This is a genomic window from Paraburkholderia phytofirmans (genome assembly GCF_046028095.1).
In the GTDB taxonomy this organism is placed as follows: Bacteria; Pseudomonadota; Gammaproteobacteria; order Burkholderiales; family Burkholderiaceae; genus Paraburkholderia; species Paraburkholderia phytofirmans_A.
Map to the genome: position 1 here is coordinate 194048 of NZ_JAQQDJ010000006.1, position 15253 is coordinate 209300.

Annotated in this window: 14 protein-coding genes; 11 read left to right on the top strand and 3 right to left on the bottom strand. The window is 63.1% G+C overall.

Features of this window, described 5'->3' with window-relative positions:
- The first annotated feature begins 45 nt into the window (after positions 1-45).
- The gene (locus tag PQR54_RS19165) at positions 46-783 is read left to right on the top strand and encodes a DUF899 domain-containing protein (RefSeq protein ID WP_408248388.1); all 738 of its coding nucleotides are present in this window, start codon (positions 46-48) and stop codon (positions 781-783) included.
- Between the two features lie 44 nt (positions 784-827).
- Here PQR54_RS19165 and PQR54_RS19170 read toward each other — a convergent pair whose 3' ends face one another.
- Positions 828-1682, bottom strand: coding sequence for a helix-turn-helix transcriptional regulator (locus tag PQR54_RS19170; RefSeq protein ID WP_408248390.1), 855 nt, complete (start codon positions 1680-1682; stop codon positions 828-830).
- A gap of 139 nt (positions 1683-1821) precedes the next feature.
- On the opposite strand from PQR54_RS19170, the gene PQR54_RS19175 reads away from it, so the two are divergent.
- Positions 1822-2658: a carbon-nitrogen hydrolase family protein gene (locus PQR54_RS19175; RefSeq protein ID WP_408248392.1), complete on the top strand. Its 837-nt coding sequence runs from the start codon at positions 1822-1824 to the stop codon at positions 2656-2658.
- Between the two features lie 195 nt (positions 2659-2853).
- Positions 2854-4212 (top strand): APC family permease, encoded by a 1359-nt coding sequence (locus PQR54_RS19180; protein ID WP_408248394.1) that lies wholly within the window; start codon positions 2854-2856, stop codon positions 4210-4212.
- Positions 4213-4296: 84 nt separating this feature from the next.
- On the opposite strand, the gene PQR54_RS19185 is transcribed toward PQR54_RS19180, so the two are convergent.
- Together PQR54_RS19185 and PQR54_RS19190 are read right to left on the bottom strand one after the other, a co-directional pair.
- A complete protein-coding gene (locus tag PQR54_RS19185) occupies positions 4297-4479 on the bottom strand; it encodes a hypothetical protein (protein ID WP_012432554.1) in 183 nt (60 codons plus the stop codon).
- Positions 4480-4588: 109 nt separating this feature from the next.
- Positions 4589-5494 (bottom strand): NAD-dependent epimerase/dehydratase family protein, encoded by a 906-nt coding sequence (locus PQR54_RS19190; protein ID WP_408248396.1) that lies wholly within the window; start codon positions 5492-5494, stop codon positions 4589-4591.
- A 107-nt stretch (positions 5495-5601) separates the two neighbouring features.
- Between PQR54_RS19190 and PQR54_RS19195 the strand changes: the two genes are divergently transcribed.
- The 8 genes from PQR54_RS19195 (at position 5602) to hutG (ending at position 15124) form a co-directional block, all read left to right on the top strand.
- Positions 5602-6498 (top strand): LysR substrate-binding domain-containing protein, encoded by an 897-nt coding sequence (locus PQR54_RS19195; RefSeq protein WP_408248398.1) that lies wholly within the window; start codon positions 5602-5604, stop codon positions 6496-6498.
- A 370-nt stretch (positions 6499-6868) separates the two neighbouring features.
- Positions 6869-8392 (top strand): histidine ammonia-lyase, encoded by a 1524-nt coding sequence (hutH, locus tag PQR54_RS19200; RefSeq protein ID WP_408248400.1) that lies wholly within the window; start codon positions 6869-6871, stop codon positions 8390-8392.
- A gap of 25 nt (positions 8393-8417) precedes the next feature.
- Positions 8418-9113 carry a histidine utilization transcriptional repressor HutC gene (hutC, locus tag PQR54_RS19205; protein ID WP_012432558.1) on the top strand — a complete coding sequence of 232 codons (696 nt, stop codon included), beginning with the start codon at positions 8418-8420 and terminating at the stop codon, positions 9111-9113.
- 62 nt (positions 9114-9175) lie between these two features.
- The gene (hutU, locus tag PQR54_RS19210; RefSeq protein ID WP_012432559.1) at positions 9176-10864 is read left to right on the top strand and encodes a urocanate hydratase; all 1689 of its coding nucleotides are present in this window, start codon (positions 9176-9178) and stop codon (positions 10862-10864) included.
- A gap of 17 nt (positions 10865-10881) precedes the next feature.
- The gene (locus PQR54_RS19215; RefSeq protein ID WP_408248403.1) at positions 10882-11508 is read left to right on the top strand and encodes a HutD/Ves family protein; all 627 of its coding nucleotides are present in this window, start codon (positions 10882-10884) and stop codon (positions 11506-11508) included.
- An 85-nt stretch (positions 11509-11593) separates the two neighbouring features.
- Complete coding sequence (hutI, locus tag PQR54_RS19220; protein ID WP_408248405.1) at positions 11594-12829, top strand: imidazolonepropionase; 1236 nt, start codon at positions 11594-11596, stop codon at positions 12827-12829.
- Entirely contained in the window at positions 12826-14232 is a 1407-nt protein-coding gene (locus PQR54_RS19225) for a formimidoylglutamate deiminase (protein WP_408248407.1), read from the top strand. The genes hutI and PQR54_RS19225 overlap by 4 nt, the downstream gene beginning before the upstream one ends.
- 76 nt (positions 14233-14308) lie before the next feature.
- Positions 14309-15124, top strand: a complete 816-nt coding sequence (hutG, locus tag PQR54_RS19230) for an N-formylglutamate deformylase (RefSeq protein ID WP_408248409.1) — start codon at positions 14309-14311, stop codon at positions 15122-15124.
- Positions 15125-15253: the final 129 nt, after the last annotated feature.

Genomic DNA, 15253 nt, shown 5'->3' on the forward strand with positions numbered 1-15253 from the left:
TCGTTTGTTTTCGTTAGTCTGCTCGACGCAGGGAAGGAGACGCATATGGAACCGCAACACCGTACTGGTTCGAGAGAGGAATGGCTGGCCGCCAGCCGCGCATTGTTAGCCGAAGAGAAAGCGCACATGCGCGCCGGCGACGAACTCGCGCGAAAACGCCGCGCGCTGCCTTGGGTCAAGGTCGATAAGACTTATACCTTCGATACGCCGCAGGGCCGCAAAACGCTGGCCGATCTGTTCGACGGACGCAGCCAGTTGATCGTCTATCACTTCATGTTCGGCGCGGATTGGGAAGAGGGCTGCGTCGGCTGCTCGTTCCTGTCGGATCATATGACGGGGATCGTCACGCATCTGGAGCATCACGATGTGTCGTACGTGACGGTGTCGCATGCGCCGCTCGCGAAGATCGAGGGCTTCAAAAAACGCATGGGTTGGAGCTTTCCGTGGGTATCGTCGGCCGGCAGCGATTTCAATTTCGACTATCACGTGTCCTTCACGCCCGAACAGTTGGAGAGCAAGAAGGCGTTCTACAACTTCACCGAGCAGGACGTCGGCATCGACGAGCAACACGGCCATAGCGTGTTTTACAAGGACGAGAAGGGCGACGTGTATCACACGTATTCCGTCTATGGACGCGGCGACGAACGCTTCATCAACACCTACGCGCATCTGGACGTCACGCCGAAGGGCCGCAATGAAGACCACAGTCTGACCGATTGGGTCAGACATCACGACCGCTATGAAGAGAAGCCGCAAGGCGGCTGCGCCGCATGCGGTGCCTGATGGTGCGCAACGCTAGCCTAGATGTGCGCGGTTAGAGGGGGACGTCATGCACTCTGGCGTCCCGCTTCGTAAAACAGCGCGAACAGTTCCGACTGTGAATTGACGTTCAGCTTCGTATAGATGTGCTTCTTGTGCGCGCGCACGGTCTCGAACGAGATCGCCAGTTTCTCCGCGATGGCGCGCGTCGAAAATCCACTCAAGGTCAGCATCGCCACTTCCACTTCGCGTGCCGTGAGCGATGCGCGGCCGCCTGAAGATGCGACCTGTTCGAAGCGCGCGGCGTAGGCGGGGGTGTCCGTGGGCGCGAGCGCTTCCGTTTCCGTTGCCGTTGTTTCGGCGCCAGCATCGATCGAGGCCGACTGCACCGTGCCGAACGCCTCGTACGGCAAACGCTGGCGCAACAACGCTATCACCCACGGCGCGCACAGCGCTAGCACCGCCAGATCGCGCTCGCCGTAGCGTTGCGTCGCGCCGATCGAAAAGGCTAGCGTGTGCCTTGCGTCGATCATGTAGTTGAAGTGCACCTCGTCGCCGACGATATTCTTCCTGAAGTACCGCTGGTAGTAATCGGTCATCGAGAAGTTGTCGGGCGCGACATCGGCTAACGTGACGAAGCCCGACGCGGGCTTCTCGGTCGCGGCGATATAGAACGGATCGAGTTGATAGAGCGCGGCCAGATAGTCCTGGAACATCGCATCCACGGTGCCGTCGGGCATGGGCGATTCTGCGCAGACGAGCGGTGCCTCGCCCGGTGTGAAACGCAACGCGACCCAACTGTCGAAGGCCACATAGCGTTCGAGCGCGCGCGTGAGGCGAGTCCAGAAGTGCGTGCTATCGAGGGCTTCGATAACCGCGCCGATCTCGCGATGAAAGGCCAGATCGCGCCATTCGAGTTCCATGCGTGCTCCGATGAGGGTAACCCAGCAGGGTAATTACGAACAAAAATATGTCTGGTAATAATAGGCCCAACCTGATCGCGGGGCGGCTTAAAACAGCCGCTATTCAACGCGATGCGAAAGGGCATGCAAAGGAGACACAATGCTTCAACTCGAACTCGCACAGATCCCCATCGTGGATGGCGCCGTCGGTGTTAACGGCGCGAACGTGCAACGCGTGCTGCAAATCATCGGCCAGCGTTCGGCCGAAAGCGATCTGATCGTGTTTCCCGAAACCACGCTGTCGGGCTTCCCGACGCGCGATAACGTCCGCGAAGTAGCGGAAACCATCGACGGCCCGTCGCTCACCGCAGTGCGCCATGCCGCACGCGAAGCTCGCGTGGCGGTGGCGGTGGGCCTCGCCGAGCGCGACGGCAGCCGCTTTTTTAACACCACGGTGCTGGTCGACGAGCGCGGCGAGATTGCGCTGCGCTATCGCAAGACGCACCTGTGGGCGTCGGACGTCGGCGTGTTCGAACCGGGCGACCGCTACGAAGTATGCAGCTTCAAAGGCATGACCGTCGGTCTGCTGATCTGCTACGACATCGAATTTCCCGAAACGGCGCGCGCGGTCGCCTCACTCGGCGCTGACCTGCTGATCGTGACCAACGGCAACATGGATCCGTTCGGGCCGGTGCATCGGCGGGCCATCGTGGCACGCGCCATGGAAAACCAGATGTTCGCGGCGCTCGTCAATCGTATCGGTCCCGGCGACGACAACCTCACGTTTCCCGGCGAATCGGCGCTGATCGATCCGTTCGGCGAGGTGGTGAGCGACGCGGGCCAGCAGGAAACCGTGCTGCGCGCAACGCTCGACCGCGCGCGTCTGGAAGGCGCGCGCGAGCACTACCGTTACCTGCACGACGCGCGCATCGCACTCGACCTCGGCACCGAAGAGGGCGCACACGGTCAACGTGCACGTGTGATTCGCGCCCGCTGAATCACACGCGCGGACAGATAGACGACCGGGCGCGCGCGTCGCTTCGGCGACTCAAAGCAGAAGCCCGGCACATCAGGCAAAGACCATCGGCGCGATTCCCGCGCTGCCAGCAAGTCCGATCGATCCGGCTCGACCGGGGCGCGTGCCATAACGCGCCCGGGGCGACGCTTGTCCATTCGCAAGAGGAGACACTGTATGACTTCATCATCACCCGCCGCCGATCCCGCGGCCCCGCGCAGCGCACATCTGAAGCGCACACTCGGCCTGCCTTCGGTCCTGCTGTTCGGCCTCGCGTACATGGCGCCGCTGATCGTCTACGGCACGTATGGCGTGCTGGCGAGCGCCAGCCAGGACACCGCGGCGCTCGCGTATCTGATCGCGCTGATTGCGATCGTGTTCACCGCGCTCAGTTACGGCAAGCTCGCGCGGCTCTTCCCGGTGGCCGGTTCGGCCTATACGTACACGCGCAAAACGTTCAACCCGCATCTCGGCTTCATGATCGGCTGGGCCACCTTGCTCGATTATTTTTTCCTTCCGATGGTGATCTGGCTGATCGGCGCGGCTTATCTGAGCGCCGCGTTTCCGCACGTGCCGGGCTGGATCTGGATCGTCGCTTTCATTGTGCTGACGAGTGCGCTGAACATTCTCGGCATCGAACTCGCGAACCGTTTCAACATCGTGCTGATGGTGGTGCAACTGGCGATCGTCGCGTTGTTCGTCGTGCTGTGCTGCCACTATGTGACGGCGGCCGCCGGACCCGGCGGTCTGATTTCGGCCGAGCCGTTCTTCAAGCCGCACGTGCCGTTCTCGGCGACGATGGCCGGCGCCGCGATCGCCGCGTATTCGTATCTCGGCTTCGACGCGGTCTCGACGTTGACGGAAGAAACCATCGCCCCTGAAAAGACCATGCCGTGCGCTATCGTGCTGATCGCGCTGATCGGCGGCGCGATCTTCGTGATCGCGGCATACACGGTGCAACTCGCGCATCCGGGCGCGGTGTTCAAGGACCCGGATTCGGCGGCCTTCGAAGTCGCGCGCAAAGTCGGCGGCGATATTTTCGTCACGGTGTTTCTGGCGGGCCTGATTCTCGCGCAGTTCGCCTCGGGCATCTCGGCGCAGGCGAGCGTGGGACGTCTGTTGTATGCAATGGGCCGTGACGAAGTGCTGCCCAAACGCATCTTCGGTTTCGTGCATCCGAAGTTCAAGACGCCGGCGCTGAACATCGCGATCGCGGGCGCCATCGGTCTGGTCGCCTTGAAGCTCGATGTGGCAACGTCGACCTCGTTCATCAACTTCGGTGCGTTCCTCGCGTTCACGGCGGTCAATCTCTGCGTGATTCGCCAGTTCTTCAACGCGAAGGGCGGTGCGAATGCAATGGGCGTGATCGGCGGCCTGCTGTTTCCGTTGGCTGGCGCAGTCGCGGACGTGTGGCTGCTGGTGAGCCTCGAGAACACAGCGCTGGTGCTCGGCGCGGTGTGGTTCGCGTTGGGCCTGTGTTATCTCGGCTGGATCACGCGCTGTTTTCGTCGGGCGCCGCCGGAAGTCGCGGTTTGATAGAACGGCTAGCGCTCGTGGGTGAGCGGGGCCGTAGTGGTAGTGACGCCGCCGCGTGCGGCGTCGTACTCGAAGCGCTGATGTTCAGAGCGACATGTCGAAGGCGGGCCTGAGGAACAGTTCGATCGCCATCACGACGAGTCCCATCGCGGCCGCTGATAATGTCAGCGTGCCGTATTCGTCGTAGCGTGCATCGTAAAGACACGCCACGACGAAGAGAATCGCCAGCAGATTAGTCAGCCAATCGAAATTCAGCGCCAAAGTCATCGATCAAATCCGGGCTCACGTGCGGCTCGGATTGTCGAATCGCACGATCAGGTGAGCGCGATTCTATCGAGTCGAGCTTACGGATTCGCAACGGCGACGCTTACACTAATTACGCCTTGGACATCATGTCGTGCTCGATCCAGTCGATCACCGACGTGCGCTTCGGTTGCCATCCAAGCAGCTTGCGGGCGCGTTCACCGCGCACGCGGCTATTCGAGCCGAGGCCGTACGAGGCCATTTCGTAGCCCCATTCCTTTTGCGCGTCTTCGAGCGGCCAGTCTTGCGGCTCGCCGAGCTTCATCGCGCGCGCAATCGCGGCGCTCATGTCGCGGAACGACGCCTCGCCGCTTTCGACGAAGTAAAACGTGCCCGGCGGCGTTTTATCTAACGCGAGGCGATACAGTTCGGCGACATCGTCGATATACACGTTCGACCAGATGTTGCCGCCGCTGCCCACATGACGCACCACGCCGCTCTTCTGCGCCTGACGCACGAGGCGCGGCAGTTGCACGCTCGCGCTGCCCGGCACCGCGCCGTGGCCGTAGATCAGCGTGTTGCAGAACACGGCCGAGCGGATATTCAGCTTGGCCGAATTGAGCACCAGCAGGTCGATCGCGACGCGCGCCACTTTGTCGGGCGTCGGCTCGGGCAGCGCATCTTCTTGATAGATGCGCGCCTGACCCGCTTCGCCGCCCGACGCATCGCCGACGATGCTCGAGCCGCTCGTATGCAGAAACGTTTTGCCGGAGCCGGCGAGTCCGTCGATCAGCGCCTTCACCGCGCCTTCATGATCGCTGCTGGCGGCGTTGATGACGGCGTCGGCGGCTTGCGCTTCGGCGATCAGCAACGCGCGGTCGTCGAGCGTGCCGATCACGGGTTCGATACCGAGCCGCTTCAACTCGGCGCTCTGCTCAGGATTGCGGATCAGACCGCGGACGTTGTGGCCCGCACGCGCCAGATGCGCTGCAATCGAGCCGCCGATAAAACCACTTGCACCTGTGATGAAAATCTTCAAGACGTTCTCCTTTGATGAGAAACACGATGACATGCACGCAGTATCCGCCGACTTGATTCTCGCAAAAACCGTGTTAGTCTCAAATCAATCTTGATTTGAAATCAACAATGAAAACATCCACGGACGAGTTGCTGGTGTTCGTCACGGTGATCGACAGCGGTTCGATCACCGCGGCTGCGGAGAAATTGAATCAAACCGTCTCCGGCGTGAGCCGCGCGCTCACGCGCCTCGAAAAGAAACTCGATACCGCACTGGTGCGGCGCACGACGCGCCGTCTGCAACTCACCGAAGAGGGCGACACCTTTCTGCAGCGCGCGCGCGCGATTCTGGACGCGATGGAGGAGGCCGAGGAGTCCGTCACGCGCGGACGCGAGCGGCCTTCGGGGCGCCTGCGTGTCGATGCCGCGTCGCCCTTCATGCTGCATTGCGTGGCGCCGCATATGACGGCGTTTTCGGCGCTGTATCCGGAGATCAGGCTGGAGCTGACCAGCAATGAACGGATCGTGGATCTGCTGGAGCAGAAGGTGGACATCGCGATCCGCATCGGCGAATTGCAGGATTCGACCTTGCATGCGCGCGCCCTCGGCACCAGCAAGCTGCGTGTGCTCGCGAGTCCGGCGTATCTGGCCGAACATGGCGAGCCGAAATCGGTGGAAGCGTTGCGCGAACATCGGCTGATCGGCTTTACGGCGCCGGAGCATCTGAATCGCTGGCCGTTGCGGGAAGGGCGCAAGGGCGGTGCGGAGTCGCTGAAGATCGAGCCGGCGATTACCGCTTCGAGCGGCGAAACATTGCGGCAACTGGTGCTGTCGGGATGGGGCATCGCCTGTCTCGCCGATTTCATGAGCGCGGCCGACGTGCGCGAAAAGCGTCTCGTGCCGATTCTCGGCAACGTGCTGGCGGACGAGCGGCAACGGGTAAGCGCGGTGTACTACCAGAGCGCGTCGCTGGCGGGGCGCGTGCAGTGCTTTCTGGATTTCATCGCGGCGCGCGTGAAGCTTTAGCGGCGCTATTCCATCACTAGTCGAGTCAACTGGAGCCCGCGGCTCGCCTGAGCGCGCGGGCTTTTTTGCGCCATATCGAGCGGTCTCTTCTATAACGCTCTTATAGGCTGCGAAGCGCTCCGGTTCACGGGCCAAATATTTTTTACGCCTCGCGCCTGCGATTTTGAACGTGTATATACAAGTTCAGATCCGACACACTCAGAAGGCGATCACGGCGCGGAGCCGCAGGAAATTTCGGCAGAGGCAAGATCCAAGCCAAGCATGCGTCTCGCCCTAATGGAAAGCCCCAGGCCAAAACCTCAAAAAACAAGTTGTATATACAAGCCGGCGCCGCTAGACTTTCTCAAATTGTATAGACAGGACGACAACCATGATGACTCTGAAGCCCGGCTACCTGACCCTCCCTCAACTGCGCCAGATCGCTCGCGAACATGTCGCGTTGCAACTCGATCCCGCCAGCCACGCCGCGATCGACGCCTGCGCGCAAGCCGTCGCCGATATCGCCGCGAAGGGCGAACCGGCCTACGGCATCAACACGGGCTTCGGGCGCCTCGCCAGCACGCATATCCCGCACGACCAGCTCGAACTGTTGCAACGCAATCTGGTGCTCTCGCATGCAGTCGGCGTGGGTGAGCCGATGTCGCGTCCGGTCGTGCGTCTGTTGATCGCGCTGAAGCTATCGAGCCTCGGCCGTGGTCACTCGGGCATCCGCCGCGAAGTGATGGAAGCGCTGATCACGCTGTACAACGCCGACGTGCTGCCGGTCATCCCGGTGAAGGGTTCGGTCGGCGCATCGGGCGACCTCGCGCCGCTCGCGCATATGTCGGCAACGCTGCTCGGCGTCGGCGAAGTGTTCGCCAAGGGCGAGCGCATGCCGGCCACCGAAGGCCTCGCGCTCGTCGGCCTCAAGCCGCTCACGCTGCAAGCCAAGGAAGGTCTGGCGCTGCTGAACGGCACGCAGGCTTCGACCGCGCTCGCGCTCTACAACATGTTCGCCATCGAAGACCTGTACCGCACCGCGCTGGTGTCGGGCGCGTTGTCGGTCGACGCGGCCATGGGTTCGGTCAAGCCGTTCGACGCGCGCATTCACGAACTGCGCGGCCACCAAGGTCAGATCGACGCGGCCGGCGCATACCGCTCGCTGCTGCAAGGCTCGGGCATCAACGTTTCGCACGCCGATTGCGACAAGGTGCAGGATCCTTACAGCCTGCGTTGCCAGCCGCAAGTGATGGGTGCATGTCTGGATCAGATGCGCCACGCCGCCAACGTGCTGCTGCTCGAAGCGAACGCCGTCTCCGACAATCCGCTGATTTTCCCGGACACCGGCGAAGTGCTGTCGGGCGGTAATTTCCACGCTGAGCCGGTGGCCTTCGCCGCCGACAACCTCGCGCTCGCCGCCGCCGAAATCGGCGCACTGGCCGAACGCCGCATCGCGCTGCTGATCGACGCGACCCTGTCGGGCCTGCCGCCGTTCCTCGTGCGCGATGGTGGCGTGAATTCGGGCTTCATGATCGCTCACGTCACGGCCGCCGCGCTCGCTTCGGAAAACAAGACGCTCGCGCATCCGGCATCGGTCGACTCGCTGCCTACGTCGGCGAACCAGGAAGATCACGTGTCGATGGCGACCTTCGCTGCGCGTAAGCTCGGCGACATCGCTGAAAACACCGCGAACATTCTGTCGATCGAACTACTCGCCGCCGCGCAAGGCGTCGATCTGCGTGCGCCGCACAAGACCAGCCCGAGCCTGCAAAAAGTGATGGACGTGGTGCGCAAAGACGTCGCGCATTACGAGCTCGATCACTACTTCGCACCGGATATCGCGGCGGTCACGCGTCTCGTGCAGGACGGCACGATCGCGAAGCTGAGCCCGTTCTCCTTCGCGTCCGAACAGTAAGCAGTCAGCGAGGCACAGCACGCCAATGAACGCACCGGCCTATCAGGGCATCAAGGACTTCATCCTCGCGCGCATTCATGCGGGCGAATGGGGCGAAGGCGACCAGGTGCCCTCCGAAAACGAGCTTGCGCGCGAATTCAACGTGGCGCGCATGACGGTCAACCGCGCGTTGCGCGAGCTGACTTCGGAGCAGGTGCTCACGCGTGTGCAAGGGTCGGGCACCTTCGTGGCCCGTCCCAAGTACGAATCCACGCTGGTGGCGATCCGCAGCATCTCCGACGAAATCGTCGCGCGCGGTCATCGCTATCAGGCCAACGTGCTGCACATCGGCGCGAGCATCGCCGACGAAGCGCTCGCCGAGGAAATGCAGGTGAGTGCGGGCAGTCCGGTGTTTCATTCACGCGTGCTGCACTTCGAAAACGACGAGCCGGTGCAACTCGAAGAGCGCTGGGTCAATCCGGCAGTCGCACCCGAGTACGCGCTGCAGGACTTCACGAACACCACGCCGAACCAGTACCTCGTGCGCGTCGCGCCGTTGCAGAGGGTCGAGTACCGCATCGAGGCATTGGCTGCCGACGGCGATACGCGCGAGTTGCTGACCATGGACGAACTCGAGCCGTGCCTCGTGCTGCATCGGCGCACGTGGTCGCAAAGCCAGGTCGCTTCGATCGCCAATCTATGGCACCCCGGCAGCCGCTATCGCTTCACCGGACATTTCTGACGTCGCCGTTTTTGCCGTACCCGAATCTTTTTCGACCATCTTCAAGCATTCCGAGGGCCATCATGAACAACCCGAAACACATCGACCCGCGTCTCGATCCTACCCGCACGATCCGCGCACCGCGCGGCGCGGAAAAGACCTGCAAGACCTGGATTGCGGAAGCCGCGTACCGGATGATCCAGAACAATCTGGACCCGGAAGTCGCTGAGCATCCGCATGCGCTGGTCGTGTACGGCGGTATCGGCCGTGCCGCGCGTAACTGGGATTGCTTCGATCAGATTCTCAAGTCGCTGAAAGATCTCGAAGAAAACGAAACGCTGCTGATTCAATCGGGCAAACCGGTCGGCGTGTTCCGCACGCATGCCGACGCGCCGCGTGTGCTGCTGGCGAATTCGAATCTGGTGCCGCATTGGGCGACGTGGGAACACTTCCACGAACTCGATCGCAAGGGCCTGATGATGTACGGGCAGATGACGGCGGGCAGCTGGATCTACATCGGCAGCCAGGGCATCGTGCAGGGCACCTACGAGACGTTCTTCTCGGTGGCGAACCAGCATTTCAACGGCGATCCTTCGGGCCGCTGGATTCTGACGGGCGGTTTGGGCGGCATGGGCGGCGCGCAACCGCTGGCGGCGACCATGGCCGGTTTCTCGATGATCGCGGTGGAATGCGACGAGACGCGCATCGACTTCCGTCTGAAGACGCGTTACGTCGACAAGAAAGCGGCGACGCTCGACGAAGCCCTCGCCATGCTCGAGGAAGCGAAGAAAGCCGGCAAGCCGGTGTCGATCGGCCTGCTCGGCAACGCTGCCGATGTGTTCGCTGAATGCGTGACGCGCGGCATCACGCCGGATTGCGTGACCGACCAGACCAGCGCGCACGATCCGATTCACGGCTACCTGCCGCAAGGCTGGAATGTCGAAGACTGGCGCGAGCGTCAGAAGACCGTGCCGGACAGCATCGTGCTGCCTGCCAAGCAATCGATGGCCAAGCAGGTCCAGGCCATGCTGACGCTGCAGGAACGCGGCGCGGCCACACTCGACTACGGCAACAACATCCGTCAGATGGCGCTGGAAATGGGCGTTGAAAACGCATTCGATTTCCCGGGCTTCGTGCCGGCGTATATCCGGCCGCTGTTCTGCGAAGGCAAGGGCCCGTTCCGCTGGGTCGCGCTGTCGGGCGATCCGGAGGACATCTACAAGACCGATGCGAAGGTCAAGGAACTGATTCCCGACGATCCGCATCTGCACAACTGGCTCGACATGGCGCGCGAACGTATCGCGTTTCAGGGCTTGCCGGCGCGGATCTGCTGGGTGGGCGTGAAGGATCGCTATCGTCTGGGCCAGGCGTTCAACGAAATGGTGAAGAACGGTGAGCTGAAGGCGCCGATCGTGATCGGCCGCGATCACCTCGACACCGGTTCGGTGGCGAGCCCGAATCGCGAAACCGAATCGATGAAGGACGGCTCCGACGCGGTCAGCGACTGGCCGCTGCTCAACGCACTGCTGAATACGGCAGGCGGCGCTTCGTGGGTTTCGCTGCATCATGGCGGCGGTGTCGGCATGGGCTTCAGCCAGCACTCGGGTGTCGTGATCGTCGCGGACGGCACGGATGCGGCGAAGGAGCGCCTCGGCCGCGTGCTGTTCAACGATCCGGCAACCGGCGTGATGCGTCACGCGGATGCGGGCTATGAACTCGCGCAGGAAACGGCGCGCGAGGCGGGTCTGAATCTGCCGATGCTGGGCCGTTGAACGTGGCGTTTCAAGGCATGCCTCACAGCGCGCCTGTCGGCAACGGCGCAAGCCGCACGCTGATTCGCGGCGCCGAGCTCGTGGCGGCGCCGTGGAAGAACGGCGGCGGCGTCACGCGTGAAGTGGCGGCGTTCCCCGAAGGCGCGGGGCTCGACGCCTTCGTGTGGCGGGTGAGCGTGGCCGATGTCGCGCAAGCCGGGCCGTTCTCGCGCTTTGCCGGCATCGATCGCACGCTTGTGCTGTTGTCCGGCGCGGGCATGTTGCTCGACGAAGCGGATAGCGCGCACGGCGTGAAGACGCATGCATTGACGCAAGCGCTCGACATGGCCCGTTTCACCGGCGAGGCGCAAATCGACGCGCGTCTGGTCGACGGCGCGACTCGCGACTTCAACCTGATGGTGCGGCGTGACGTGGCGCAGGGCGAAGTGGAAGTATGGCGAGGCGCAACGCAACGCACGCTTTCCGCCGACGCGGTTCTGCTGTATTGCGCGGAAGGTTCAGTGTCGGTCACGCCGGGCGACGCGCAAGTGCTAATGCTTGCTACCGGCGACACGCTGCGCATCGATACGCCGAACGCGCTGTCATGCACGGTCGAAGGCGCGGGCGCGTTGCTCGCCATCAGCATCCGTTACAAGCAACGATGACGACGATTCGCGTGGACGTCTGCTACTTTTACGGCGTTTGCACGCGAACCACCACAGACACGCAACAAGCTGCAAAGAGCACGCGATGAAGCAAACCGTCTGGCACCACCTGAAACTTTGCCCACAGGGCGATCCCCAACATACGCTGCCCGATGCCGCGATTGCCGTTGAAAACGGCACGATCGTATGGCTCGGCGCGGCATCCGCATTACCCGCCGACTACGCCGCATGGCCGCGCGAAGATCTGCACGGCGCGTGGGTGACGCCGGGTCTCGTCGATTGCCACACACATCTCGTGTACGGCGGACAGCGCGCGGACGAATTCGCGCAGCGCCTCGCGGGCGTCAGCTACGAAGAGATCGCGCGGCAGGGCGGCGGCATCGTCTCCACGGTGCGCGCCACGCGTGCGGCGGACGAAGCGTCGTTGTTCCGCCAATCGGCCGCGCGTCTCGAACCCTTGCTCGCCGAGGGCGTGACCACGGTCGAGATCAAATCCGGCTACGGCCTTGACCTCGCGAGCGAACGCAAGATGCTGCGCGTCGCGCGTCAATTGGGCGAGCGCTATCCCGTGACCGTCTATACAACGTTTCTCGGCGCGCATGCGCTGCCGCCCGAGTTCGCCGGCCGTGCCGACGCGTACATCGACGAAGTCTGCAACACCATGCTGCCCGCGCTTGCCGACGAAGGCCTCGTCGATGCGGTCGACGTGTTCTGCGAGCGCATCGGCTTTTCGCTGGAACAAAGCGAGCGCGTTTTCAAGGCGGCGGAACGTTACAAGCTGCCGGTGAAAATGCACGCCGAGCAGTTGTCGAACGGCGGCGGCACCGCGCTCGCCGCGCGTCATCATGCGCTGTCCGCCGACCACCTCGAATTTCTCGACGAAGCCGGCGTTGCCGCGATGAAGGAAGCCGGCACGGTGGCCGTGCTGCTGCCGGGCGCGTACTACTTCATCCGTGAGACGCAGTTGCCGCCTTTGGAATTGCTGCGGCGCTATCAGGTGCCGATCGCGATTTCGACCGACAGCAACCCCGGCACATCACCCGCCACTTCGCTGCTGCTGATGATGAACATGGCCACCACGCTGTTCCGCATGACCGTGCCCGAAGTGCTGCAAGGCGTGACGTCGCACGCGGCGCGCGCGCTTGGCAAGGCGGATCGCCACGGCTCGCTGGAAGCGGGACGCGCGGCCGATTTCGCGGTGTGGTCGGTCGACTCGCTGGCCGAGCTGGCTTACTGGATTGGACGTCCGCTGTGCGCGCGAGTCGTGCGCGCGGGCGAGACCGTTTATACGCGGCGTGAATTGAGCCAGGGCCTGAGATGACTGAACCGCACAAGCAATCGAATCAATCGCTATTCGCCGAGTACGCGTATCTGCCGGATGGCTGGCGCCGCAACGTGCTGCTGGAGTGGGACGCGAACGGCACGCTCACCGCCGTCACGCCCGATACGTCGACGCCGCCTCTTGGCGTGCAGAAGGCTGCTGGTCCGGTACTGCCTGGCATGCCGAATCTTCATTCGCACGCGTTTCAGCGCGCGATGGCCGGCCTCACCGAATATCGCGCATCCGGCGCGGGCGCCACGGATAACTTCTGGAGCTGGCGCGATCTGATGTATCGCTTCGCCGCGCGCATCACGCCGGAAGGCCTGGCGAGCGTCGCGCAATGGCTGTACATCGAAATGCTGAAAGCGGGCTATACGTCGGTGTGCGAGTTCCATTACGTGCATCACACGCCGGACGGCAGCCGCTATTCAAATCAGGCGGAACTCGCGCAACGCGTGGTGGATGCGGCATCGGCGAGCGGCATCGGCATGACGATGCTGCCGGTGCTGTATCAGTACAGCGGCTTCGGTTCGCGCGCGCCACGTGAAGATCAGCAGCGTTTCATCAACACGCCGGAAAGTCTGCTCGATCTGCTCGGCACGTTGCGCGCGGCGCGCCCTGAAACTGCCGCGTTGCGTTATGGCGTGGCGCCGCATTCGCTGCGCGCCGTATCGGCGGATTCGTTGCGTACGCTGCTCGGCGGCATCGAGAACTCGGCACCCGTTCATATCCATATCGCCGAGCAGACCGCCGAAGTCGACGCGTGCATCGAAACCGAAGGCGCGCGTCCGGTGCAATGGCTGCTGGATCGTTTCGATGTCGACAGCCGCTGGTGCCTCGTGCACGCCACGCACGTCGATGCGAACGAAACGCTGGCGCTCGCGAAAAGCGGCGCGGTCGCCGGTTTGTGCCTGACCACCGAAGCCAATCTCGGCGACGGCATTTTCCCGGCGCAGGAGTATCTCGACGCGCATGGACGCATCGGCGTGGGCTCGGATAGCCATATCGGCGTCGACTGGCGCGCGGAGTTGCGTTTGCTCGAATACGGCCAGCGTCTCACGCGCCGACAACGCAACGTGCTGGCGTCGGCGCAGGCCACGCATGTTGCCGATCGTCTGTTCGACGCCTCGCTCGAAGGCGGCGCGCACGCGACGGGACGCGCGGTCGGTGCGCTGCAAGCCGGCCGCCGCGCCGATTGGCTCGTGCTCGACGCAGATCATTCGAGCATTGCCGAGCATGCGCCCGACGCGTGGCTCTCGGGCGTTGTATTCTGCGAGCATGGCGAAACACCGATTCGCGACGTCTACGCGGGCGGCGACAAGGTCGTCGACAACCGCCGGCATCGCGATGAAGAGGGCGCATATGCGCGCTATCGGGTGGCGCTGGCGGACCTGCTCAAATGAGTGACGCGCCAGCTTGCCGGCGCGCCTCGCATGAACTGCTGAACTGATTCTTCGATCCTATCGATTCCGGACTGACATGACTGCTTCGAACACTCCGCCGGTTTTCTCGCTGCATCAGGGAAGCCTGCCGCTCCTCATTTCGATCCCGCATCTAGGCACGCAAATCCCGGCCGACATCGCCGCGACGATGACGCCCGCCGCGCAGCGCACCGACGATTGCGACTGGCATCTGGACCGTCTCTATGCGTTCGCGAGACGCATGGGCGCGTCGATTCTCGCGCCCACTTACGCGCGCTATGTGATCGACCTGAACCGTCCGCCCGATGGCGCGAATCTGTACCCGGGCCAGGACACGACTGGTCTGCTGCCGGTCGATACGTTCGACAAGGAGCCGTTGTATCTGGACGGACATCTCCCGGATGATGCCGAAACCGCGCGCCGTCGCGACGCTTACTGGAAGCCTTACCACGAGGCGCTGCAAGGCGAACTCGCGGCGCTGAAAGCGAGACACGGCAAGGTGCTGCTGTGGGAGGCGCATTCGATCCGCTCACACGTGCCGCGGTTTTTCGAGGGACGTCTGCCCGATTTCAACTTCGGCACCTCGAACGGCGCGAGCGCGGTGGCGGGATTGGCCGAGGATATGGCCGCGATCGTCGAGCGATACGACGGCGGCTATACGGCTGTCGCCAACGGCCGCTTCGAGGGCGGCTATATCACGCGCGAGTATGGCCGGCCGTCGCAAGGCGTGCATGCGTTGCAACTCGAACTCTCGCAGATCACGTATATGGAAGAGCACATGCCGTATGCGTATGACGAAACGTTGGCCGCGAAAGTCGAGCCTCTGCTGGAAGCGCTCGTCGTGAAAGCATTGGAGCGGGTCACGACGGCGTGACACGCCGCTCGTCTTCTCTTCTTTTCCACGCGCTTCACGACAGCCGCACAAGTTGCGCGGCACGGTGGAGCGCGTCGGCTGACACCGCAAAGGTGTAACAGCATGTGTCCGTGATTGCATGCTGCCGTT